The organism is Pseudosulfitobacter sp. DSM 107133, from assembly GCF_022788695.1.
Classification (GTDB): Bacteria; Pseudomonadota; Alphaproteobacteria; order Rhodobacterales; family Rhodobacteraceae; genus Pseudosulfitobacter.
The window spans coordinates 91815-113685 of sequence record NZ_CP085158.1; the positions used below are offsets into that span (position 1 = coordinate 91815).

Sequence of the window (21871 nt, forward strand, 5' to 3'; positions counted from 1 at the left end):
TACTTGATGGCATCACGCCCCAAGGCGCGTAACCAAGTGGCCGACTTTTGCTCCGCCCCAATGGCAGGTTGTTACGCCGCCGTTGACAACACGCGCTCTACTCTATCGTTTTTTCCAGAACACTAAGCCAATTTTTAGAGGCTATTTTTTGAAGCAATTCCTCGGAGTAACCTCTGTGGCGCAACGCGTCGACTAGAACAGGAAGCTTAGCCGCAGTAGCAACGGATTCTGGAACGATTGCACCATCATAATCCGAACCGAATCCAACATGATTTTCACCAACTACGCCTATCAAGTAATCTATTTGCTCGACCATTAGTTGCAGGTCGGTATCTGGCCGCATAGCACCGTCTGATCGTAAGAAACCTGTGGCAAAGTTGAGCCCAACCATACCATCTGTATCACGTATTGCATGCAACTGGCGGTCCGTTAAATTTCGAGGAGATGGACAAAGCGCGTGCGCATTTGAATGTGTTGCGATCAACGGGGCATTTGATATTTTTGCAATGTCCCAAAACCCCTTTTCCGTTGTGTGCGCTGTATCAACAAGTATTTTCATTTCGTTGCAGAGCCGAACGAGATCCTCTCCCCGCGAGGTAAGACCTTCACCTAAGTCAGGCGACGAGGGAAATCGGAAAGGAACACCATAGCCGAAAATATTGTCGCGGCTCCAGACCGGCCCAATCGAACGTAGACCAAACCTGTAAAGGATCTCAAGAAAATCGAAGTTTTCGTCAATTGCGTCTGCTCCTTCAAGGTGCAGGAGGATTGCCAACGACTCGTTTCGGATAGCTTCTTGCAAGGCAGTACTCGTTTTACAGATAACCACGTCACCTAGCGACTCGCGTTCGATCTTTGCCAAAATAGACATTTGAGATATGATTGAACGCTGCGCATCTTCGATACCTAGCGGTGGAGGGTTTGGGATTGAAACAACGCCATCGTCATCAGATTGTAGTTTAGACAGAAAGCCTAGAGGGTCGTCACTTGAGGGGGAGTAAAGCGCAAAAAAACCACCTACCATTGACCCCGCCCGAGCCTTTATGAGATCCAAATGACCTTCGTCTTGTCCATTTAAAAAGCCTTGAGCTGGATTGGCCGATTTCGACATATACATCCGCCCAAGAGCATCATTGTGGCCGTCAAAAACTGGTATATTTTGCATATATTTTCCTTTTTGTAAATGTCGAGGTTTATTCGAGAACAATACCATTTTTTCTTGTTTCAAGGTTTCGTTGCAGGCCACTTTCGGGAGTTAGAACAGAAGACAGCAATTTCTGGGTATAGGGGTGGCATGGCTCTGAGAACAACGCCTCAGTACAATTTTCTTCAACGATTTCACCGCGATACATGACAGCGACACGCGTCGCTAAGTGTTCAATCACGGCCAAATTATGGCTGATAATTATCATTGTAAGATTTGAATCTTTTTGTAGGTCCTGCAAAAGATTGAGAATTTGTGATTGAACTGACACATCCAGCGCTGAAGTCGGCTCATCACATATGAGCAACTCGGGTGACAAAATAAGTGCTCGCGCGATTGAGACACGTTGGCGTTGCCCCCCGGAAAGTTGATGAGGAAATGTATCATAGTAGCGGCGCGGTAAACCCACTCGTTCCATTATGGATTCGACTTGGATCCTTCTAGACTTCGCCGATTTCTCAACACCATGGACTACAAGGGGTAATCCAATGATAGCACCTACTCTTTTGCTTGGATTCAGCGAAGAAGATGGATCCTGAAAGACAGGTTGAACCTGGCGAGCAACTTCGAACCGTGACATGCTCTGAATAGGTGTTCCGCCAAGTAATATTTCTCCCGCACTGGGCGTCATAAGACCAAGCATCATCCGCGAAAGGGTGGACTTACCACAGCCTGACTCACCAACGAGACCAAGGATTTCGCCTGTTTCAATTGACAGTGAAACTTTATTAACAGCATTTAGATATTGTCGGCCGTTCAATATACCTGAGGCAATTTGAAAGTATTTCTCTACACATTTAATTTCCAAAACTGAAGGGCTCATGATCGTGCACCTATCTTGGAAACGGCTGACCGCTCTTCATTTGAGAATACGCACCGATAGAAATGCCCTGGTTGAGATTCCGAAAGCTGCACAGCACCGGAGCGACAGACAGTCTGTGCAAATAAACACCGGTTCGCGAATTCGCAACCTTGCATCGCTCCTATCAGGCTAGGAACTACCCCAGGTATAGATCCCAAATGTTCGCCACGTTTTGTTTGTCCCGGAATGGGAACACAGCTGAGCAGTCCCTGTGTATAGGGGTGCTGTGGACTTTGAAAAATCCCAGAAACACTCCCTGTTTCAACAACACGGCCCGCGTACATAACTGCCACGCGGTCGGCTACACTCGCAACAACACCTAAATCGTGGGTGATCAATACAAGAGCCATTCCTAGTTCTTGCTTGAGTTCATACAGTAGATTTAGAATCTCTGCCTGAATTGTCACATCGAGCGCCGTCGTCGGCTCGTCAGCTATAATTAGTTTCGGATCGCACATCAGTGCCATTGCGATCATAACCCGCTGGCGTAAGCCGCCTGACAATTGATGCGGGTGTTGCTTCAATCGGTCTCCGGCCCCGCGAATTCCCACTTTTTCCAGAAGAAAAACAGCTTTATCTCTGGCCGTAAAACGCGACACACGGCTGTGCCTCATTAGCACCTCTTCTAACTGATTACCGATAGTGAAAGTAGGATTCAGCGAAGTCATTGGATCCTGGAAGATCATGGCCATCCTGTTCCCACGGATATCTGACATTTCTCGCTCGCTGAGTTTCGTTAAATCGACGTTATCGAAATACAGTTTCTCTGATGTCCGCTGGGCCTGCTTTGGCAACAAATTCATTATTGCAGAGGAAGTCAGCGATTTTCCGCACCCGGATTCTCCAACCAAACATAGGGTTTCACCACCGGAAACTGAAAAACTAACACCGCGTACCGCGTGAAGATCACCCACCCGAAGCGGAATATGAACATTGAGATTCTTAACTTCTAAAAGAGGGGTCAATTCCTGTTCTCCTGCGCACTAAGATCACGGATACCATCTCCGAGTAGGTTTATTCCCAAGACAAGAGCAAAAAGTGCGAGTCCCGGAATGGTGATAACCCAAGGGCTGAAGAACATGTATTGTTTCCCGTCGGCAATCATACTTCCCCAATCGGGTAAGGGTGCGGGTACGCCTAGCCCGAGGAACGACAAGGCAGCGGCAAGCAAGATACCGTTGGCCATCTCGATCGTCGCAATTATGACAATTGAGGTCATAATGTTTGGGAGTATCTCACTAACGATAATCCGTCCTGTTGAGCACCCAACGGCCTGTGCAGAAGTCACGTATTCGAGGTCGCGTGCCTGTATCGTGGCACTTCGGGTAACAACGGCAAACCTGTCCCATAACAGAAGGCTCAAAACGAGGATAAGGTTCGAGACTGAACTTCCAGCCAGTGCTGAGACTGTTAGCGCAACAAGGATGACAGGCATAGCGAGTCTTGTGGTGATAACAAAATTAACGACCAAATCCACTTTGCCACCAAAGTACCCAGCCAAAACGCCCAACGTAGTGCCAATCAGACCAGAAATCACCATAATGCTGAAACCAATCAAAAGTGATATTCTTGATCCATAGATCAAGCGACTCAGATAATCTCGTCCGAGTTGATCCGTTCCCAGTGGATATTCCCAACTTCCGTCTGAATTCCAGATTGGAGGATGCAATCTATTTGTTAAGTCCTGCGAATACGGATCAGACGGAGCAAGGAAAGGTGCCATTAATGCGACAAAGAGAACAAAGCTTAGAATTGCCGCTCCAATCATTAATCCCGTATGCTGAAGTGCTCGATGACAAAGTTCGCCAAACAAATTCTGCTGCGTTGTTGCGGGAGCTTCGGGTTCATTCAAATTATTCATTAACAATTCCTCTTAGCGTATATGAATACGTGGATCGAGAATGGCATTGAGAACATCAGCAACCAAAGTCAGAAAAATGTAGACACAAGAAAGGATCAAGACGATAGCCTGAACAACCGGAAAATCTGCGCGAGTTATCGACTCCCACGCCAAAAATCCGACCCCGTTCAATCGAAAAACAGATTCAATTACGACCGATCCACCCAACGCGGCACCCAATTGGACGGCTGCAACTGCCACTAATGGAACAACGGCATTTCGCAATGCGTGTTTGAAGATCACTGAATGCGGGCGGAGTCCTTTTGCGCGTGCTGTTCGAATAAAGTCAGCGGCAAGTACCTCCATCATACCACCGCGCACAAGACGCATGAATGGTGGAACTGAATAATAGGCGAGCGTAATTGTTGGCATTATAAAGTGATACCAAGTACTCGAACCAGATACCGGCAGCCAGCGCAGTGATACGGCAAGTACCGACATCAGAAGTAGTCCAAACCAAAAACTAGGCATCGCTTGTCCAAACACTGACACTGTCAACGCTGTGCGGTCTATCCAGGAGTTTGGGCGAAGGGCCGCAATAATACCAAGTGGAATTGAAACCAAAAGCGCTAGTGTTAGTGAAGAAACACCCAAAACTAGCGTAACTGGTAAGCGGGACATAACAAGCGGAAACACCGGCTGCTTTAGGAAGTAAGACTCTCCAAAGTCACCTCTTAGTACGCCAGATGCCCAATCGAGATATTGAATGGTGAACGGACGGTCAAAACCATAAGCCTCGGAAATTTTTGCAACATCATCAGCTGAGGCAGACGGGCCGGCCAGTGATTGCGCCAAGTTTCCCGACAAATGGAGCAGAGCGAAGCTGATGATAGAGACAGTAAACGCTACAAGCAACGCCACGACACTTCTCTTTAGTAGGTAGGTAAGCACTGGAGGACTCCTGCTCAGTATGCACTCTCGCCCTCAATATGTTTGGGGGCGAGAGAAATTTGGGTTTGGGAACTAGTCTTTCCAGCTGTAAAGATAGTAGCGGGGAATTTCGTCACGGTGCGATGTGAAGTTTAAGTCATCGCTATAGGCATAAAACACACCAAAAGAGTTTAGTGGCACAATGTATGCTTGCTCCATTATGCGATCAATCGCCTGCTTATACAGTGCTTCTCGTACGGCAGGATCGTTGCTTTCGCTCGCCTTTGTTATCCACTCGGAAACCTCTTCATCGCCAGCGTAATCATCGAGCGTGCCCGTAAAGAAATTGTCGAGAATAGCGGATGCATCATTAATTGAATAGGATCCCCAGTCACCAAAGGAAATTGGAACGTTGCCTTCTTGAACCTTGGTGCGAAAAGCGGAGTATTGTAGTACTTGAATTGATGTAGAAATTCCGAGCTTACCCATGTATCCGCCCAATGCTTCGGCCCAAGAGGTTGGCTGGCGATATGCATAGAGTGAGGTAGGAAAACCGTCTGAATAACCTGCATCTGCCATCAGCTCTCTCGCGCGGTCTACGTCATAATCATACTGTTGGGCCCCTTGGTAGCAACCAAATTGAGTCGGAAAACAGAACGCCTTTAATGTTGTCGCCGATGGTGGGAAAAAGGCGTCGGCAAATTCTTCGCGGTTGATAGAATGTGCAATCGCCTGCCGCACGCGGACATCCTGCAGTGGTGATTCACCTGAGCGCCCCATGGTATCGAGGTTCATGTAACCCACGCGCATCGTTTCACCGGATGTGACCGTTAGGCCGGGTACAGAGGCTAAGTTTTCCACTTGGTCGGCTGGAACATACCACATCCAGTCTAACGACCCGGACATCAGCTCCGCCATTGCGGTAGTTTTATCTGCCGGGTAGGTAACAACTACTCTTCCGATTTGCGGCATACCTTTTGGACTACCAGTCCAATAGTCTTCATTTATCATAAAACTTACCGACACGCCGGCTTCGATGGATTCAATCTTATATGGTCCGGTACCAACCGGCGCGTTTGCCATTCCTTCCGGCCCGACTTCCGCATAATATTCATTTGGATAAATGGGCATTGCGCTGGACAAAAATTCTAAGGCCGCAGGGAAAACATTCGATAGATGAATCCTGACTTTGTACTGATCTACTTTTTCTACGTGATCGATCCAGCTACCAACCGTCGGATTAACGATTTTGTTGGCAGGGTTGGAAATGAAGTTAAATGTGTAAACAACATCGTCTGCGTCAAATGGCTCACCATTGTGGAAAAAAATGCCTTCCCGAAGTTCGAATTCGAGTGTCAGGTCATTAATCCAACGCCACTCCGTAGCTAGCGATGGTTGATATTCAAATGTATCGGGGTCCCTTTCAATAAGCTGATCCCACACCATACGAGAGAGCATAATGCCCGGACGATTTGCGTTGTAGTAGGAATCCGCATTGGTTAGCTGACCATCCCAAGCCACATTTAGGGTGTCGGTTGCCTTGTCGGCGAAGGCCGCACTTGCAATAAGAGCTGCGGAGGCTGCCGTCAAAGCTCCCAATTTTCGCATACTATTCTTCATTTTCAATCTCTCCCGCTTGTTGACTGCTTATGTGGCGCTTCGCCTTTCCCTAAGGGGCGAAATCAACTATTTGTCGTCTAGCTCACTGTTCCTTTAGTTTTGGGGATATTGATGCTCCAATCAATAGCTACATGCGAGGAACGGTAGTGCGCAAACAAGCGAAAATTCGAGGGGACTGGAACGACTTGCGGTATTTTCTTGCTGTGGCAAGAGCGAGGCGTGTAACGGCAGCAGCTAGAGAACTTGGTGTGAACCACAGTACTGTCGAACGCCGTGTTTCAGCTCTAGAAATTTCAATGAAAACAAAGCTTTTTGACCGTTTACCAACAGGTTTTCTGCTGACAGAAAAAGGTGCTCAACTTTTGCCTTTCGCAGAAGAGATAGAGGCTCACTGGATGTTGGCTTCTGCAAGCATCGACGGATCAGATGAGCAAATGACGGGTGTTGTTCGTGTTTCGTCACCGGAAGGTTTTGGGGTGTTTTTCTTGGCACCACGGATGGTAAAGTTGTCTGTTGATTACCCGCAACTGGAACTGGAGCTCGTCCCTTCACCTTTGCCGATGAACCCTTCTAAACGCGAAGCAGACATAGCCATCAGCAGTATCCGTCCAGAAAGCGGCCACCTCTTGTCAAAAAAGCTGACCGATTACTCGTTTCACGTCTACGTTAGCAAGAGTTTCATTGCCCGTTATGGCACCCCGTTAACCCTAAAAGAACTTCGAAAATATCCTGTCTACGGCTACATTCGTGATCAATTATTCGGGCATGACCTCTATTATCTGTCCGATATTGACGATCAGCTAACCGCGAAACTCAGCAGCACGAATATTGTCGCGCAGTACATGATGACAACACAAGGATTTGGTGCTGGAGTTTTACCAAATTTCATTGGCTCTTCCGACCCAAATCTGGTGCGCATATTGCCCGAGCATACGTTCTCTCGAAGCTATTATCTGATATATGCGAGCAACCTCGCTCGGCTGACTCGTGTACGAACCACTGTAGATGCTTTGACGTTGTGGGCAAAAGACGCGAAGGAGATTCTTTTGTCCAAGGATTAGAATGCAATTGAAACACTACCCACGGGTCCGAAGCGTCTTACTGATGCGTCAGCCTTTTACTTCAACTACCGCGTTCCCAACCAAAGTTCCCGCTTCCACAGCCTCATGGGCGACGATCACACTCTTAAAATCAAAGGTTTTGGCAATGCGCGGGGTCAATTGGCCTTTAGCCAGCATTCGTGAAATATCTGCTATTGCGTCTGCTTTAGCTTCATCACTCATCGAATAGACAAATATCGGTTGGATCAGAATATTTCTGAAGGCCAGAGGGTAGAAAGGGATGGCCGGGGTTAGGTTCGTAGCGGTAGCGTATGATCCAACGCTGGCATTGATCTTTAAGACTGAGGGATATATCTCGGCATGAGCGGCAAAATCTACGTCTGCCACATGGTCAATTCCATTAGGGGCCTCATCAAGTAGGCGCGATTTCAGGTCCTCAGTGCGATAGTTGATGATAACATCGGCACCTGCCGCTTGCGCAATTTCGAATTTTTGGTCTGTGCTGACGGTGGCAAAAACGCGCGCCCCGGCAGCTTTGGCTATCTGGATTGCAGAATGTCCAACCGACCCGGCACCTCCAGTTACGAGGACAATTTTTCCCTTAACTGCACCGCCACACATCACTGCACGATGAGCTGTCATCGCTGGCACGCCAATGCAAGGTAAGCGTTCCCAGGAGGGCACTGTCGGTTCAGCTTGACGTCTTGGAGTTCCACGGGAGCAGATCGTCGATGGCGCTCTGTGGGTGACCATTGGCGATCGCTGTGAGGGTTGCCTTGAGATAGGCGAAGGGCTCGACGCCGTTGATCTTGCAGGTTTCGATCAGTGAGGCGATGCGGCCCCAGGCGATACCACCCTCGTCATGCCCAGCGAAGAGGGCGTTTTTCCGATTGAGGGTGATGGGGCGGATCAGGTTTTCGACGCGGTTGTTGTCGATCTCGACGCGCCCATCGGCCAAGAAGGTCTGCAGTCCGTCCCAGTGATTGTGGATGTAAGTCAGCTTTTCACCCAGCCGGGATTTGGCGGAGATCTTGCGGCGCTCAGCCTCCAGCCATTCACCGAATGCTGCGACCAGCGGGGCACTGCGGGCCTGACGGGCAGACAATCGCTGGCCGGGGGAGATGCCACGAATGTCAGCTTCGACGATATAGATTTCAGCGATGCGGCGCAGGCCTTCGGCGGCGATCTCTGAGCCATCGCGGTCAAAGACTTCCTTCAGCTTGCGGCGCGCATGCGCCCAGCAATGGGCCACCCGAATGGGGGCACCGCCCTTGCGCGTGGGTTTGGTCAGCCGGTTATAGCCCTGATAGCCGTCGATCTGCAGGATGCCGTCGAAGCCTGTCAGGAAGGTTTCGGCATTCGCGCCCGCCCGACCGGGGGCATAGAAGTAAACCACACCGGGCGGATCTTCACCGCCCCATGGTCGGTCATCGCGGGCCAGTGCCCAGAGATAGCCAGTTTTGGTTTTACCGCGCCCCGGATCCAGCACCGGGGCCGTGGTTTCGTCCATGAACAGTTTGTTGGATCGTTTCAGGTGTTCGGCCAGCCGGTCGACGACGGGCTTGAGGTGGAAGGCCGCCTTGCCGACCCAGTCCGCCAGCACAGCGCGGTGCAGATCAAGACCCGCACGCGCCAGGATCTGGCTTTGGCGGTATAATGGCAGATGATCCGCATACTTGCTGACCAGCACATTGGCGATGGTGGCCTCGGTCGGCAGGGCACCCATGATCAGATGCGATGGTGCGGGAGCCTGGGTCACGCCGTCGGTGCAGGTCCGGCAGGCGTATTTCGGGCGCACGGTGACAATGACGCGCAACTGCGCCGGCACGATGTCCAGCCGCTCACTGCGGTCTTCCCCGATCTTGTGCATGACGCCGCAGCCGCAAGGGCAGCTCAGGCTGTCAGGTTCGATGACTTCTTCGATGCGCGGCAGTGCGGCCGGTAGATTGCCGATGGTGCGCTTTGGCGCAGATTTGGTTGTCGTCTTGTCACCTGTCTGAGCGGCCAGTTGGTCCTTCTGCACCTCGACCTCAGCCAGGGCGATGGACAGATCCTCGAACGCCAGCTGCCGCTCATCCTCGGTCAGCTTTTCCGACCGTTTGCCATGTAGGGCATGGTTCAGCTCCGCAATCAGGTGCTCTTGCCGTTGGGTGATTTCCGTAAGCGCCGCTACCTTTTCCATCAACGCCAAAACCGCCGCACGCTGCGCAGCAGGGATGGTGGATAGGTCAATGGCGGGTGTCGTGATCATGCCATCAGGATACGATAAAACCCCATTAAAAACACACAAAAGACAGCGGTTGATTCACTCTGCCGCAGCAGGTGGGCGCATCTCCAGAGCCTTGACCTTGCGCCAGTCCAGACCGGCAAACAGGGCCTCGAACTGGGCGTGGTTCAGCGCCATCATCCCGTCCTTGATCGCCGGCCAGGTGAAGGTCGCTTCTTCCAGCCGCTTATAAGCCATCACCAATCCGGTGCCGTCCCAATACAAAAGCTTCAGCCGATCCGCCCGGCGCGAGCGGAACACAAAAACCGTGCCGGTGAACGGATCCTTGCGCAGCACCGACGACACGATCGACGCCAGCCCATCATGACCTTTCCTGAAGTCCACAGGCTGCGTCGAGACCAGAACCCGCACACGGTTTGATGGGAACATCATGGCTGACCCTCGATTGCCCGCACGATCTCGGCAACCCGGGTCGAACTGGTCGTGCCATCGAGCCGGACTGTCACACGACCAATCGCAATCTCGATGGAGGTATGGGATGACTCGTCAGGCTTCGCGGACCGCCCCGCAACGGCCGACATATGCGCACAGCCGCCACCATCCGAGACTACGAGTGGCGCAAAACTAAAGGCGTCGTCATCGCCCGCAGGCAAAACCAACCGGCCATCGCGTGCTTGACTCCGCCATTCCGACAAATGGTTCGCCCGAAGCCCATACCGCGCCGCAACTGCATTCACGCTCACGCCCGGCTGCAAACTCTCAGCCACGATCCGTGCTTTGACCTCATTGGGCCACCGCTTCTGGCCATTGGCCCGTATCTCCACCCCGTAGTCCATGAGAAACTCTACCGTAGTCGCCATCGCGAAACTCCCGCCCAATATCCGTCAGAAACGGAGTCGCAGCTCAGGCGAAAACTGGGAAGGTGTTGTCCAGGCAACGCTTACAATGCAAGCACCCTGTTCGAAGGTTGCCGGCTCTGGCAGCTCGATGGCTAGGTCCGATGATACACAAACATACTGTGCGGCCGTGCCGTTCACACCTTGTCCCAACCCATCACTAGACCGGTTGACGTTGTAGAGCCACACACGCTGACCGACACGGCGTGCATCAATATCGCTTCCGACTGCTTCGATCACTCCCGCACCGTCATTATGGACCAAAACTTTGTCTGCAACCATTGGGCCCTGTGCACCACCTCGCAATTTGGAATCTGACGGATTGATGCCCGAAGCCTTTATCGCAACCAGTACTTGACCGGCCATTGGTGCCGGAACGTCAATCTCTTGAATGGATAAGGTATCAACAGCTGCGCCTCGGGCGGTGTTATAGACTGCTAACATAATAATGTCTCCGCTTGGTATTTGTGTCAGTTTCCGCCAATTTTCTCGTCGATCAACGAGCTTGGACCCCGCCTGTGTATTGGACAGGATTTTTCATCACTGCGCTCCCTACCTTTCAAAAGTCTGTGGAAGTCGCTTTGGGCTTGCTCATCAGTGCATCTCGTACCTCGACATTGTAGCGGGTAGCTCGTGGTGAATTGGGCTAATATTTCAAAGAATCCTTGGTTTATTGGTTGGAACAGCCAGAATCTTATCTTAATGCACGTAGAAACGCTAAGGAACTCCACATGAGACAAAAACTCGACGAAATTGACATCAAGATACTCAATGAATTGCAAAAGGACGCGCGGTTATCCCTACAAGAACTGAGCGAGCGGGTTAATCTATCTCCATCTCCTTGCTCGCGGCGCATCCGCATCATGGAAAGTAACGGCGTTATCACCGGCTATACTGTCCATATCGACGAGCGAAAACTGGGATACGATATGAATATCTTCGTGTCTGTAAAGCTAGATCACCAGACTGATAATCGCCTTGTCTGCTTTGAACGAGAAGTTGCACTGTGCCCCGAAATAGTCGATTGCTGGCTGATGACAGGTAACAGAGATTATCTTTTAAGGATATCTGTCGAGGGGCTTGAAGAGTTCGAGCACTTTCTAACGTCGCGTCTAACCAAAATAGATGGAGTGGCATCACTCGAATCATCCATCCCAATTCGGCGGGTCAAAGATAGTATGACACGTCTTGATTGAAAAAGGAGACAATCCATGGTCATTCACCGGGTGATACTGCAAGTTTAGCCGCGAGATCAGAGGCAAAAGCAGTTTTCCGATGGGATATTCCAATGGTCCTTTGCCCAATGTCCGAGCCCTCGATTGGTCGTACAACGACTCCGGTATGAGCATTTCCATGAGACATAGGTACAAAGGCCAATCCAAGTCCAGCCGCAATGAGATCCAGAACCTGATTGTCATTAACAGCCCGAGCAAGTGAATGAGGGCGATCTGGGCCGAGTAAATCTACCCGGTCAGAGTTTGGGCAGTAGGGGCGGTGTATAGTGGGCTGCTGGAGAATCTCCTCGAGGTGCAAGACATCAGTCGATGCGAGGGGGTGATGGATTGCTATCGCCACGCCATAGTTTTCGGTCAGTATTGGTAGAAATCCGTGGCCCTTGGGGACACAAGTTTGAGCAACGTATGAGATATCGCTGTCCTCCGGTGACGCCGTAAAGCTGAACTCCAAATTTCCCGCTTTGCGGACAACGCTCTGCATAGAAGATGCTAGCGATCCCAACAGAATATCAGGATAGCAGTAGACCCGTACTTTGTGGTGGGGCTGACGGCGCATTTTGCCTTCAAGTGCATAAAGCTCGGTAACACTCCCTGCTGCATCCCTATAAAGTTGCTCACCCTTCGCCGTTGGCGTTAGCCCAGCCCGTGATCGACGGAACAATGGTTCTCCTATGTGGCCTTCCAGTTTCTTGATTGCGATCGAGACTGTCGGCTGGCTCACATCATTGACCTTTGCAGCCTGACTGAACGTGCCCGTCTCAAAAGCACTCAGAAAATATCTCAAGGTTGCTAGCTCAAACATAGTGAATGCCTATACAGTGAATAGATTACATCGATATTGATAATGCATATGTTGAGTGACATATCTTGTCTACAGAAATCAAAGGATATGAACAATGACCGCAACGATAACCACCACCGGTCCCACAGACACTGCAATCGGGCAGCTAATGCACAAGTTTACGCAAGGCGACTCTTCAATGCTAACGCACGTAGCAGATGATATCGACTTCAAGATTGAGCACTACAAGGATGACTTGGACACGAGCTGGCAGTCTGCCAGCTCGATTGAAGGGCTTATGGAAGTTCTTGGGCGGCTCAGTGCCGAGGTGTTTCCTAAAGGAACGTTGGCACTCGCTATCGATACCTCTAGCCTAGGCGATGGATGGCATCTTACTCGCTTTAACCAGCAGTTTTTTTATGGTGAACGGCAATGTGAAGTCACGAGTGTAACCCATATCATTTCCCATGAATTTGATGGAAAAGTCGACTATTTCCGTGAAAATGTGACTAATGTCATCGACGTCTGATTGAACCGTGGCACAGTAGAGAGAAACTCACTCAAATCAATGATCTCAGCACGATCCTGGACGATTACAGCCGCTACATCATCATCTCATGGAAACTCTGCGCCAACATGCGGGCTCAGACGGATACGTTGGACTTGGCTTTAGAAGCATCGGGTTGCGATCAGGTTTGTGTCGTCCACAAGCAACTAAAGGAAAGTAATGCCTTTTCGTCGGAAATGACAACACGAGCAAGCTTGCTGTGACCCAGTTCGACGAAAAGGCTGACCGGCCCTCCGCATTGGATTTCCTAAACAAAGACAGAAAATTCATCACCCAAAGTGGTTTCATCAATCAGCGCCGCATAGCCAGTGATCACCCCGGCATTTTCCAGCCTGCGCGCCACTGGCGACGGGCTCAGGCCGACACTTTCGGCCAGTTCATTGATCGTAACGCGTCCATTCTGCTGCAGGCATGCAGGATGCTCGCTTCGTAAGAATCACAATTGGCGGATTTCACCAAGTATCTCTCAAATTGCGATGCATATCACCAAGTGCTGGATATAAACGGAGATAAATAGGCGAGAAATTCTAAAGTTTTGGCGGTAATCTCGTGAGAACGCAATCTTCTCCCGTGAGGACCAACAATGACATCTGACACAGCCCACCTCGAAACCCTACAGGACCGCCTACTCTGGCTGTCGCACTGGATGATTCACCACGCCAATCACATCCGACCGAAGGAAGACGGAATCAAGATTGGGGGGCATCAGGCTAGCTCTGCGTCGATGGTTTCGATCATGACGGCGCTCTACTTTTCTGCGCTGAGTCCGGAAGACCGCGTGGCGGTCAAGCCGCATGCCTCGCCGATCTTTCACGCCATGCAATACCTGATGGGCAATCAGACGTTGGACAAGATGAAGAACTTTCGCGGTTTCGAGGGCGTGCAAAGCTATCCCCTATCGGCGTCCAATATTGACCCCTTTGTGCTGAGCAGGCCTGGCGCTGCGTAGCCCTCACATAGCGCAGCGGCGGCGGGCCTGCGGGGTTTCGGGTTGGCGCTATGCGCGGTTCTTGAAGCGCCAGCTTTCGTTGCCGGTCTCGACAATCTCGCAATGGTGGGTGAGGCGGTCGAGCAGCGCGGTTGTCATCTTGGCATCTCCGAAGACGCTGGGCCATTCACCGAAGGCCAGGTTGGTGGTGACAATGATCGAGGTGCGCTCGTAGAGTTTGCTGATCAGATGGAACAGCAATTGGCCGCCGGTCTGGGCGAAGGGCAGATAGCCCAACTTATCCAAGATCAGGAAGTCGAGCCGGGAGATCAGATCAGCGGTTCGGCCTTGCCGTTCTGCCCTGGCTTCGGCGTCCAGCTTGTTCACCAGGTCGACAACGTTGAAGAACCGGCCGCGCCGCCCGGCCCGGATGCAGGTCCGAGCGATACTGACGGCAAGATGGGTTTTGCCGGTGCCGGTTCCACCGATCAGCACGAGGTTGCGTTGATGATCCAGGAAGTCGCCCGTGGCCAAGTCCCGGATCAGCGTCTCGTTCACCTCGGCTGCCTCGAAGTCGAACTCTTCCAATTCTTTCGCGAGCGGCAGCTTGGCAATGGTCATCTGGTATTTGACCGACCGTGCCTGCTTCTCCCTGATCTCGGCTGTCAGCAAATCCCCAATGATCTTCTGAGGCTCGTGCTGGCGTTTGACGGCGGTGGTCAGAACCTCGTCATAGGCAGCCCTCATCCCGTAGAGCCGCAGCTTTCCCATCGCGTCTATCACGTCTGATCGTTCCATTCTTTGTTCTCCTCAAGCTGTCATATCGATTGCAGTCGGCAATCGGCTCACAGGTGTCGCGTTGCCCTTAAATCTGAGACGAGACGCTTTCGGCATCGTGTTTTGCCCTTAATTGCGAGATCAGCTGTTATGGGGCCTTTGCTTCTCGCGCGCCTTTGCGCGATGTGATCGACTGCGGCTAGCAATCGATGCTCCTTCTCGAAGGCGCGCAAAAGAGCAACCTTTGCATAGTCGTCGATGCCGGAGCTTGAGATGGCGGCTTTGATCAGTGGACGAGATTGGGCTGCATCAATGGCAGCAAGGCAAAACAGCCTCACTTTCGGTTTGTGGCTCTGAAGAGCAAACAACGGCGCCCCGTGGCAGCCCTTAAGTGACATGGCAAAGGTGACCGCGCGCATTGCGCGCCGAAGTTGCTTGGGGCTGCGTGATCGCGCGGCACACTCAAGCATCCCTGACCCGCGTCGCGCTCGGTAGATCAGTTTGTCGCATATCTGTTCCTCACCGGGTTTGCCAAGGGTCTGCACAAGTCCCGTCCCGCAGACCTGACAGTCGAATGCCCAGGCCCGCCTCCAATGCATGAGCGAAAGGCCCTCTCGGGAGCATTGCAGACAATGCTGGAATGGCATCTGGGCCGTCAGCGATGCTTCTCGTGGCGTCATTGCTGGAAAGGTCAAAGATCGCACGACATCTGGGGCGACCCGTGCGGCATTGGCAATCTTCTCTGCCGCAGCCGCGTCGATGCCGAAGTCCAAGGCGGTGCCATGCGTGATATCGACTTCGATATGAGCCAGCAGTTCGGCGTCATCACAGTAGTTGGCCGCAGCCAACCGAGACAGCCAACCTGACAACAACTCGTCTGGCAGCGGTGCGACAGTCTTTGGCAGCGGTCGCGGCGTCACACCCCGGACTTCTCGAGCCGCCGATGGGCCTTCGCATGGCGCGACCAAACCGGCGTCCATTTTGCGATCGCGTCATCAGTGATGCATTCCTCACCAGTCACAATCGCGTCGATGGAAAGATCCTTGATCAGGGCGAAGATGCGCGAGGTCACCCCGCCACTCAGCGCAAGTATCTGCTTGAGCGACTTGACTTTCAGATTGGATTTCTTCTCGAGGGGCATTGCCGCGATGAGTGTCTGGATCATGTCCGAGAACTCGGTATCGTCGCGCCAGTTCGGCAGGTGATGTTCGTCCAACCGCCTGGCAAGCTGGATATCACCACGGATGGCATCGACGGCCTCGCTGACCCCGAGGCAAACCAGTGACACTTCGAGTTCATTGCTGAGATACCGCAGAACATTGAGAAAGCGGCGCTGTTCGCGGTGGGTCCCGGCCAAAAGGTTGTGAACCTCGTCGATCATGATCATTCGCAGGCCAAGGTCGCGCAAGAGGGCGATGACACGGACCTCTAGGGAAGCCACATTTTGAGCGCGGGCGCTCAGTGCCGTTGCAGGGGCGCCGACGGCGGCCAGGATGTGCAGATAGAACCGCCGTTCGTCGGGTGCGGGCGGCGCTTGCAAAAGCAGCAGCGGTGTGCGGGTGATGCCTGACGCCGGGTCGTATTCCGGTGCGTACTTGCGCGACAGGTTGCGGGCGATCATCGTCTTTCCGATCCCGGAGGCGCCATGCACAAGAAGCCCAGGCATACGGGTTTGCCGTGGCGCTTCGATCATGCCCTGCAAGCGGTCCAACACCTGTTCGGCCCGTGGAAAGCCGATCCAGATGTCTGATTGAATGAGGGCGATCCGACCGTCTTCTTCAGTTGTTCCTGCCCTCAATTCACCATCTCTCCACCTTGAACAATGGGCGCGATGTATCACCCGTATCGATCGGGCGCAGCCCTTCGGTTGACGAGACGGCCGAGTTGGCGCCCTCCAATGTTCCTTTTCTTTCACGGGTTCTGCGTTCGGCCTTCGTCAGGCCCCGGCTTTCAGCTTCGACCTGGCGTTGCTGTCGGATCAGCTCAGCCAGAACCAGCTCATTGGACCCGGACTTGTTAAGGGCACGAGCCTTCCTCATGGCTTCGCGGTATTCCCAGAGGGACACTGGCGGAATTTCCAGGTTTCTGTACCGCGCCTCAACATATCGGCCATCGTCCAGTTCGACCCAGATCATTGAGATATCGCGAGGATCGTAGCGAACGACCACCTTTCCATCCCCGCGCCCGATGTGGCCTGTCAGTGCATCGGACCAGTACCGTATCTGGAACAGATGGATGCCGTCACGCCTGATCTTGCGCAGTTCGCTCGGCAGGAAACTCACCTGAAAGGCTTCGATATCAAATGGGATGTCGCCTGTCATTTGTTCTGAGAGCGCCTCCCATTTGGCAACGGGCGTGCAGCCAAGACTGGAATGAATGCTGTTGTTGTAACGGCAGATTTCCAAAGCAAACCAACGATCGAATTCGCTCAACGTCATCACTGCCTGGCCTTCGGCATCATAGTCGCCCTTGGTCGCGACCGAGGATTGCGTTGTTCCCGGCAACAGGTGAACGGCCCCCATCATCGTCCCGATCAAACGTTCAATGTGACCTCCGAAGTGAGGACTTCCCGGCGGCCGATAGATCAGATCAATCCCCCATTCCGCACATGCCGATCGAAAGGCCCGCGACCGGAAATCGCGGCCATTGTCGACATGGATGCTCTGCGGTTTGCCCTGTGCGGGCCAAGGAATATTGCACGCCAATTCCGCAAGAATTTCCGCCTTGGGGGCAACCGCCCGTGTCAGGCAAAGTGCCACTGCCAGTCGCGAAGGGGCCTCGAGAGAAGTGTAGTATCCGGTTACCATCCGCGTTGCGATGTCGATCGCCAGCGTGACCCAAGGCCGCCCAATTGGTTGGCGTTCAAAGCTATCGACAACAATGATGTCCGCCGGCGTATGATCAATTTGGACGATCTCCAGTGGCATACTGGCCTTGTTCTCACCTGTGACCGGCGCAAATTTCTGGCGGGCCACCTTTGCGCCCTCGCGTGCTTTCGCAACTTCGCGGGCATCCATCGTATCCAGACGACGCTGAACCGTCCGACGCGTCGGCGGCTGCAAGCCCTGTTGCCAGCACGCGCTGCGGATTTCTGTCACGACGCGCGAGAGGCTCGGACGCTCCCGGCGCAAGAAATAGCGGCGAAGGTGCTCTTCGATCACCGCTTCGACCTTGCTGGATATCAAGGCCGTACCGGCTGGACGACCCCGTTTCCGCGGAGCAAGGGCACTGGTGCGTCCACCCTCTTCCGCCAGCCGCTTTATCCAACGCCAGACCGTCGCCCTGCTGACACCAAGCTCCCAAACGGCGTCATTGATGCCACTTTCCAGACTGCCCGTACCTTTCAGATATGCCTGAACAAGCGGACGCAGCACAACGGCCCTGCGCGCCTCTTCAGCACCAACGGCAACGGAGTCTTCGTCATCACTATCCATCGATGTTTGCCGCACATGTCTGTGAACCCTGTCTCAGGTTTAAGGGCAAAAATATCGGAATTAAAGGCAAAATCTCATATTTAAGGGCAAAGCACAGCCGTTGATTTCGTTGGATTTCCCATCTCACAATTAAGGGCTACGCGACAGGACGGGTCACGCTAACACCGACCGCGGCAAGCGCCATTAACCTTTCGCGCTCGTTCCCCGAAGTGAGCGCCCTCAGGTTCCCGATCTCCAGAACTGCCATGAGATGCATGGTCAAATCCACCCGGCGCAACCGCGCGAGATTGTTCGTGGCGACAGCCGACTTCAGAGCTTCCGCGCCGCGTAAAGCGCGACCATGAAGTCCGCTTGGTACATCTTTGGCTGGATACTTGGTTGCCAGGGCCTGACCGCAGGTTTCGCAGGTCATCGACCATGCCAAGCGCCAATGGCGAAGCACCAGATCGGGTGTTTTCTCAACACACCTCGGACAATACTGGAAGTCATGCGGCGACACCCATCGGGCGGATTGATGCTTCGTGTCCGGAAGGGCCATGGCGAGGATCTCATGCGCGGGCCGCTGAACCGCTCGGCAAAGCAAGGCCCAGGTCGCTCCCTGCAAGTCACCTGCATATTCCGGCACCCTGCCCTGCCCCAAACCAAGATAGCCGCAAAGTTCTTCAGCGGAGCAGTGATTGGCCTTCGCCAATCGCCCGATCCAGCTGGACAGAAGCTCATCGCGTGCAGGCGGCGGTCGAAACGGTAGCGATCTGACGGTCACCGGAATGCTGCGGCGGGTTGGCGAGGGATGTTCCAGGCATGCTTTGCCCAGACCGGCTGCCAGGACTGAACCGCTTCGTCGGTGATCCGCTCCTCACCCGTCTCGATCGCTTCTATGGCCAAAGACTTGATCATGATGAACACGCGAGAGGTGACGCCGCCCGTCACTTTCAGGATCGTTCGAAGCGACCCAACCGTCAGGCCAGACCGCTGCTCGAGTGCCATTGCGGCAATCAACGTCTGGATCAGACGGGAGAACTCCACGTCGTCCTCCCAGAGCGGCAGGTAGTGTTCGTCCAGCCGACGGGCCAGTTGGTCGTCACCGCGGACGGCCTCGAGGGCCTCGTTGACACCGAAAACGACAAGCGACGCGCAGAGATCGTTGGACAGAAACCGTAGCATGTTCAGGAACCGTAGCATGTTCAGGAACCGTCGTTGCTCCCGGTAACTGCCGGCAAGCAGGTTATGCACTTCGTCGATCATCAGCATCTTCAGGTCCATGTCCCGAAGATGGCTTAGCGCGCGCACCTCAAGCTCGGACACCGTGTGACGCCCCCACATCGGCGCCCCGATCGTCGACAGGATGTGTTGATAGAACCGGCGCTCATCCGGCGCGGGCGGCGCCTGAACCAGCAGGATGGGTGTCTTCGTGACGCCCAGTTCGGCATTGTACTGCGTCGGATATTTGCTCGCCATGCGTTTGGCGATCATCGTCTTGCCGATGCCAGAGCTTCCATAGACCATCAGCCCCGGCATCCGGCTCTGCTGAGGCATTTCCATCAGGGATGTCAATCGGTTGAGAACGATGGTGGCACGGTCAAACGCGATCCAATGATCGCCGCGGATACGGTCAATTCTTTCGTCTGGGGTCATTAAACTCATCAATCTCATAGGTTGGCAGATCAGGGTTGCCTGTATCAATCGCGAACATTTCGCGCGATGGATCGCGGCGCGGTTGGTGCCGGGGAAGCCGAGCACCTCTTTCGTTTTCCAACCGGGCAGTCCGCGTCTTTTGGCGCGCCGCCTCAGCCAGCCGCCGCTGCGCGTCAATCAATTGGAATAGGACCCGCTCATTGATCCGGCCACAATGTTTATCATGCCATTCTTTCCGCGCCCGCCGACTTTCCCAAAGCGATATACGCGGGTGGCTGAGATCCCGGTACCGGGCCGAGATCACGCGGCCATCACCGGTGATGACCCAGATCTGCGACAAGTCTCGCGGATCGTATTTCACCTGTACCTTACCATGCCGGCGTCCGACCAACGACGCGAAGGCATCACTCCAGTAGTGCACCCCGAAGAGCGTGATCCCGGTGCGCCCGAGCTGACGCCACTCAAAGGGCAGGAAGCTTGTCCGAAAGGCATCGACATCGACAATCTGCCGTCCCGCAGTATCCCCGCGCATGTCCGCCCATGCCGCAAGCGGCGTTCGCCCGAGGGCTTCGTGAACCGTATTGTGGTAGCGAAAGATTTCCAGATGAAGCCAATCCTCGAACTCGACCAGGGTCAGGGCCGCATGTTTCTCACTGTCATAGTCGCCCTTCTCGACGATTGAGGACTGGGTGGTCCCGGGCAGCACATGAACGGCACCCATGGTCGTTCCGATCAGCCGTTCGACATGGCCACCATAGTGTTTGCCGCCAAGCGGACGATACTCGACAGCAATGCCCCAATCTTCGCAGGCCTTTCTGAAGGCGTCGCTGTGAAACTCCTGCGCATTGTCGACGTGGATCGCCTTCGGGATGCCAGCCGTCGGCCAAACCAGCTCTTCCAATGTCCCCGGAATGTGCACCGATTTCCGGCGCACGCAGTGATCGAGACACAATGCGATCGACAAGACAGATGGCTCGTCGAAAGTTACATAGACCCCGAGAACGATCCGGGTCGCGACATCAATGGCAACCGTCAAATAGGGGCGCGCAAGCGGCCGTCGATTGACGTGATCGACCAACGTAATGTCTGAAGTTGTATGATCGATCTGAACGACTTCCAGCGGGGCTGAAACTTCAAGGCGGCCAGGACGCGCGGCAAAAATCTTGTCAGCCTCCTCAGCCCCGCGCCGTTTCCGGAAGACCTCTCGCTGATCCATAGCGTCTAGACGGGCTTTCACCGTTCTCCGGGTCGGCGGCTGAAACCCCTTCGCCTCGCACTCGGCACGGATCTCACGCCAGATGCGAAGAAAGCTCGAACGCTCGCGGACCAGATAGTATCTTCGCAGGCTCTCATCGATGATGATTTCGACGTCTTGGGCAATCCGTTTCGACCCACGTTTCGGCCCGCGACGGTCCAACTCTAACGCCGTGGCACGTGCATCGTTCTCTCTCAGACGCCGGTAGAGCGACCATGTGTGGCTTTTCGCCAAACCCAGTTCCCAAGCGGCATCTCCGATAGCCGCGCTGATCGGCTCACCTCTTTTCTCAAGCTCCAGGATCGGCCGAAGAACCGCCGCACGGTGTTTCGCAAGACGCTCGTTTACCACGCAAATCCCTCTCCCCAATAGATCGACACTTATCCACAACTCAGACCATACGGCAATTAAGGGTACAGTATGCTAATTAACGGTACAATATGAAAATTAAGGGTACAAACCGCCATTGATTTCACGGGGCAATTTCAGACACGATTCTGATTAATTAGGGAACAGTGACAACAGCGGCGACGTGTAAGAACTGTCTCCAGCGTTCTGTGATACTCGGTTCCTTGTTTGCGGCTCCCATACTGACCCTCTTCTGCCGGTATTAAGACA

22 protein-coding genes and 3 pseudogenes are annotated in these 21871 nt (G+C 53.4%); 5 read left to right on the top strand and 20 right to left on the bottom strand.

Annotated features, from left to right (window positions below; all coding sequences use genetic code 11):
- Positions 1-97: 97 nt before the first annotated feature.
- From DSM107133_RS22375 to DSM107133_RS22400, 6 genes are all read right to left on the bottom strand, one after another.
- On the bottom strand, positions 98-1228 hold the full coding sequence (locus DSM107133_RS22375) for a dipeptidase (protein WP_240310599.1): 1131 nt from the start codon (positions 1226-1228) through the stop codon (positions 98-100).
- A complete protein-coding gene (locus DSM107133_RS22380) occupies positions 1194-2027 on the bottom strand; it encodes an ATP-binding cassette domain-containing protein (RefSeq protein ID WP_114294375.1) in 834 nt (277 codons plus the stop codon). The genes DSM107133_RS22375 and DSM107133_RS22380 overlap by 35 nt, the downstream gene beginning before the upstream one ends.
- A complete protein-coding gene (locus DSM107133_RS22385; protein ID WP_114294373.1) occupies positions 2024-3031 on the bottom strand; it encodes an ABC transporter ATP-binding protein in 1008 nt (335 codons plus the stop codon). The genes DSM107133_RS22380 and DSM107133_RS22385 overlap by 4 nt, the downstream gene beginning before the upstream one ends.
- Positions 3028-3927, bottom strand: a complete 900-nt coding sequence (locus DSM107133_RS22390; RefSeq protein ID WP_114294371.1) for an ABC transporter permease — start codon at positions 3925-3927, stop codon at positions 3028-3030. The genes DSM107133_RS22385 and DSM107133_RS22390 overlap by 4 nt, the downstream gene beginning before the upstream one ends.
- Before the next feature lie 12 nt (positions 3928-3939).
- Positions 3940-4857, bottom strand: coding sequence for an ABC transporter permease (locus DSM107133_RS22395; protein ID WP_114294369.1), 918 nt, complete (start codon positions 4855-4857; stop codon positions 3940-3942).
- Between the two features lie 72 nt (positions 4858-4929).
- The gene (locus tag DSM107133_RS22400; RefSeq protein WP_114294367.1) at positions 4930-6456 is read right to left on the bottom strand and encodes an ABC transporter substrate-binding protein; all 1527 of its coding nucleotides are present in this window, start codon (positions 6454-6456) and stop codon (positions 4930-4932) included.
- A gap of 146 nt (positions 6457-6602) precedes the next feature.
- Between DSM107133_RS22400 and DSM107133_RS22405 the strand changes: the two genes are divergently transcribed.
- A complete protein-coding gene (locus DSM107133_RS22405; protein ID WP_162792074.1) occupies positions 6603-7517 on the top strand; it encodes a LysR family transcriptional regulator in 915 nt (304 codons plus the stop codon).
- A gap of 48 nt (positions 7518-7565) precedes the next feature.
- Here DSM107133_RS22405 and DSM107133_RS22410 read toward each other — a convergent pair whose 3' ends face one another.
- The 5 genes from DSM107133_RS22410 to DSM107133_RS22430 are packed head-to-tail and all read right to left on the bottom strand — an operon-like array spanning position 7566 to position 11084.
- On the bottom strand, positions 7566-8159 hold the full coding sequence (locus DSM107133_RS22410; protein ID WP_243253631.1) for a zinc-binding dehydrogenase: 594 nt from the start codon (positions 8157-8159) through the stop codon (positions 7566-7568).
- Positions 8160-8208: 49 nt separating this feature from the next.
- A complete protein-coding gene (locus tag DSM107133_RS22415) occupies positions 8209-9768 on the bottom strand; it encodes an IS66 family transposase (protein ID WP_114294069.1) in 1560 nt (519 codons plus the stop codon).
- Positions 9769-9822: 54 nt separating this feature from the next.
- Positions 9823-10176: an IS66 family insertion sequence element accessory protein TnpB gene (gene tnpB, locus DSM107133_RS22420; protein ID WP_067629907.1), complete on the bottom strand. Its 354-nt coding sequence runs from the start codon at positions 10174-10176 to the stop codon at positions 9823-9825.
- A complete protein-coding gene (locus tag DSM107133_RS22425) occupies positions 10173-10604 on the bottom strand; it encodes a transposase (RefSeq protein ID WP_114294068.1) in 432 nt (143 codons plus the stop codon). Before DSM107133_RS22425 ends, tnpB begins: the two co-directional genes overlap by 4 nt.
- 24 nt (positions 10605-10628) lie before the next feature.
- Positions 10629-11084 (bottom strand): alcohol dehydrogenase catalytic domain-containing protein, encoded by a 456-nt coding sequence (locus DSM107133_RS22430; protein WP_162792089.1) that lies wholly within the window; start codon positions 11082-11084, stop codon positions 10629-10631.
- Between the two features lie 287 nt (positions 11085-11371).
- Between DSM107133_RS22430 and DSM107133_RS22435 the strand changes: the two genes are divergently transcribed.
- Complete coding sequence (locus tag DSM107133_RS22435; protein WP_114294480.1) at positions 11372-11836, top strand: Lrp/AsnC family transcriptional regulator; 465 nt, start codon at positions 11372-11374, stop codon at positions 11834-11836.
- A gap of 19 nt (positions 11837-11855) precedes the next feature.
- Here the strand turns inward: DSM107133_RS22435 and DSM107133_RS22440 are convergent, their stop codons facing one another.
- On the bottom strand, positions 11856-12677 hold the full coding sequence (locus tag DSM107133_RS22440) for a LysR family transcriptional regulator (RefSeq protein ID WP_114294479.1): 822 nt from the start codon (positions 12675-12677) through the stop codon (positions 11856-11858).
- A gap of 94 nt (positions 12678-12771) precedes the next feature.
- On the opposite strand from DSM107133_RS22440, the gene DSM107133_RS22445 reads away from it, so the two are divergent.
- Together DSM107133_RS22445 and DSM107133_RS22450 are read left to right on the top strand one after the other, a co-directional pair.
- Positions 12772-13185, top strand: a complete 414-nt coding sequence (locus tag DSM107133_RS22445) for a hypothetical protein (protein WP_114294478.1) — start codon at positions 12772-12774, stop codon at positions 13183-13185.
- A gap of 44 nt (positions 13186-13229) precedes the next feature.
- Positions 13230-13367: pseudogene (locus DSM107133_RS22450) on the top strand (IS3 family transposase); the annotation flags it as partial.
- A gap of 107 nt (positions 13368-13474) precedes the next feature.
- On the opposite strand, the pseudogene DSM107133_RS22455 reads toward DSM107133_RS22450, so the two are convergent.
- Positions 13475-13633, bottom strand: a pseudogene (locus DSM107133_RS22455) (winged helix-turn-helix transcriptional regulator); the annotation flags it as partial.
- Between the two features lie 174 nt (positions 13634-13807).
- Here DSM107133_RS22455 and DSM107133_RS22460 point away from each other — a divergent pair.
- Positions 13808-14119: pseudogene (locus DSM107133_RS22460) on the top strand (transketolase); the annotation flags it as partial.
- Between the two features lie 102 nt (positions 14120-14221).
- On the opposite strand, the gene istB reads toward DSM107133_RS22460, so the two are convergent.
- The 7 genes from istB to DSM107133_RS22495 all read right to left on the bottom strand — a co-directional run bounded on the left by istB (position 14222) and on the right by DSM107133_RS22495 (position 21604).
- A complete protein-coding gene (gene istB / locus DSM107133_RS22465) occupies positions 14222-14923 on the bottom strand; it encodes an IS21-like element helper ATPase IstB (protein ID WP_275890953.1) in 702 nt (233 codons plus the stop codon).
- Positions 14924-14997: 74 nt separating this feature from the next.
- Positions 14998-15909 carry a TniQ family protein gene (locus tag DSM107133_RS22470; RefSeq protein WP_275890951.1) on the bottom strand — a complete coding sequence of 304 codons (912 nt, stop codon included), beginning with the start codon at positions 15907-15909 and terminating at the stop codon, positions 14998-15000.
- Entirely contained in the window at positions 15846-16727 is an 882-nt protein-coding gene (locus DSM107133_RS22475; protein ID WP_114294474.1) for a TniB family NTP-binding protein, read from the bottom strand. The genes DSM107133_RS22470 and DSM107133_RS22475 overlap by 64 nt, the downstream gene beginning before the upstream one ends.
- Position 16728: 1 nt before the next feature.
- On the bottom strand, positions 16729-18363 hold the full coding sequence (locus tag DSM107133_RS22480) for a Mu transposase C-terminal domain-containing protein (RefSeq protein ID WP_114294473.1): 1635 nt from the start codon (positions 18361-18363) through the stop codon (positions 16729-16731).
- 136 nt (positions 18364-18499) lie between these two features.
- The gene (locus tag DSM107133_RS22485) at positions 18500-19126 is read right to left on the bottom strand and encodes a TniQ family protein (RefSeq protein WP_279294882.1); all 627 of its coding nucleotides are present in this window, start codon (positions 19124-19126) and stop codon (positions 18500-18502) included.
- Positions 19123-19998, bottom strand: coding sequence for a TniB family NTP-binding protein (locus DSM107133_RS22490; RefSeq protein WP_243253633.1), 876 nt, complete (start codon positions 19996-19998; stop codon positions 19123-19125). Before DSM107133_RS22490 ends, DSM107133_RS22485 begins: the two co-directional genes overlap by 4 nt.
- Positions 19976-21604 (bottom strand): Mu transposase C-terminal domain-containing protein, encoded by a 1629-nt coding sequence (locus DSM107133_RS22495; RefSeq protein WP_114295288.1) that lies wholly within the window; start codon positions 21602-21604, stop codon positions 19976-19978. The genes DSM107133_RS22490 and DSM107133_RS22495 overlap by 23 nt, the downstream gene beginning before the upstream one ends.
- Between the last annotated feature and the right edge of the window lie 267 nt (positions 21605-21871).

Excerpts from the sequence above, each read along its gene's own strand:
- DSM107133_RS22390 (WP_114294371.1), bottom strand. The coding sequence starts at position 3,927 with ATGAATAATTTGAATGAACCCGAAGCTCCCGCAACAACGCAGCAGAAT.
- DSM107133_RS22430 (WP_162792089.1), bottom strand. The coding sequence starts at position 11,084 with ATGTTAGCAGTCTATAACACCGCCCGAGGCGCAGCTGTTGATACCTTA.
- DSM107133_RS22400 (WP_114294367.1), bottom strand. The coding sequence starts at position 6,456 with ATGAAGAATAGTATGCGAAAATTGGGAGCTTTGACGGCAGCCTCCGCA.
- istB (WP_275890953.1), bottom strand. The coding sequence starts at position 14,923 with ATGGGAAAGCTGCGGCTCTACGGGATGAGGGCTGCCTATGACGAGGTT.
- tnpB (WP_067629907.1), bottom strand. The coding sequence starts at position 10,176 with ATGATGTTCCCATCAAACCGTGTGCGGGTTCTGGTCTCGACGCAGCCT.
- DSM107133_RS22480 (WP_114294473.1), bottom strand. The coding sequence starts at position 18,363 with ATGGATAGTGATGACGAAGACTCCGTTGCCGTTGGTGCTGAAGAGGCG.
- DSM107133_RS22415 (WP_114294069.1), bottom strand. The coding sequence starts at position 9,768 with ATGATCACGACACCCGCCATTGACCTATCCACCATCCCTGCTGCGCAG.
- DSM107133_RS22380 (WP_114294375.1), bottom strand. The coding sequence starts at position 2,027 with ATGAGCCCTTCAGTTTTGGAAATTAAATGTGTAGAGAAATACTTTCAA.
- DSM107133_RS22445 (WP_114294478.1), top strand. The coding sequence starts at position 12,772 with ATGACCGCAACGATAACCACCACCGGTCCCACAGACACTGCAATCGGG.
- DSM107133_RS22470 (WP_275890951.1), bottom strand. The coding sequence starts at position 15,909 with ATGGACGCCGGTTTGGTCGCGCCATGCGAAGGCCCATCGGCGGCTCGA.
- DSM107133_RS22410 (WP_243253631.1), bottom strand. The coding sequence starts at position 8,159 with ATGACAGCTCATCGTGCAGTGATGTGTGGCGGTGCAGTTAAGGGAAAA.
- DSM107133_RS22435 (WP_114294480.1), top strand. The coding sequence starts at position 11,372 with ATGAGACAAAAACTCGACGAAATTGACATCAAGATACTCAATGAATTG.
- DSM107133_RS22490 (WP_243253633.1), bottom strand. The coding sequence starts at position 19,998 with ATGACCCCAGACGAAAGAATTGACCGTATCCGCGGCGATCATTGGATC.
- DSM107133_RS22440 (WP_114294479.1), bottom strand. The coding sequence starts at position 12,677 with ATGTTTGAGCTAGCAACCTTGAGATATTTTCTGAGTGCTTTTGAGACG.
- DSM107133_RS22425 (WP_114294068.1), bottom strand. The coding sequence starts at position 10,604 with ATGGCGACTACGGTAGAGTTTCTCATGGACTACGGGGTGGAGATACGG.